Annotated in this window: 1 pseudogene; it reads right to left on the bottom strand. The window is 65.2% G+C overall.

Going from position 1 to position 730, the window contains the following annotated elements:
• Positions 1 to 92 (bottom strand): annotated as a pseudogene (locus tag IEZ01_RS35210) (peroxiredoxin); the annotation flags it as partial.
• Positions 93 to 730 lie beyond the last annotated feature (638 nt).

Below are 730 nucleotides of genomic sequence, written 5' to 3'. Positions count from 1 at the left end.
TTGTGGTTGATCTGCTCGAACTCCTTGCCGCTCTCCAGCGACACACAGGCGGTCAGGTCGTACGCGGGGAACTTGTCGCCGACAGTGAGCACTTGCTACCTCCGAGTGAGGGTTGGGTTGGACGGATTCCCACCCTGACACATGGGAGATCGAGAGGAAAAATCGCAGATTCGCCTCTGATTGATAGGTGAGTCCGATAAGCGGAGGCGGCACCCCGAGAATAGAACATGTACGCCACCCATGCGCCGTCATGAGCTGTCGCAGAGCGAGGCCATCAGCAAGCCCCCAGTTGGGCAGGCTCCTCGCGCTGTGGAGGGGGTTGGGGACTTCACGAACTGGCTCGGCGCTGCTTCCGCCGGCACGCCGCAGACGTTCTCGCTCGTCCCGGATGACGGCAAGCACCTGACGATGACGGTCGAGGCGCCGTTGACGAATGACCTGACCCTTACGAATACGGTCACGGCGGCACGTCGATGTGGTGCTCGCAGCGCACGCCCGGCTTCCACTGCGGTCTTGCCGGCGGCCGTGATGCTGTCCCGCACGGGGGCGAGGAACGTCGCGCGCCAGTGCTCCTGTGCGCTCGCGGTCGTCCAGGCTGCCTGAGCGATACGCGGAAGGTCCCCGCGTGCGGTACGTGGGGACCTTCGTGTTCAGGCGGCTGAGGTGGGAGCGGCGAGGAGAGGGCCTGCGGCCTGGTTCCAATCGCGGCCGGACTCCACCGACCGTAGGG

Origin of the sequence: Streptomyces purpureus, from assembly GCF_014648195.1 — a bacterium.
Lineage (GTDB): Bacteria > Actinomycetota > Actinomycetes > Streptomycetales > Streptomycetaceae > Streptomyces > Streptomyces purpureus.
Note: the sequence above shows the minus strand (reverse complement) of the source record. Positions and strands in the feature narration are given on the sequence as shown.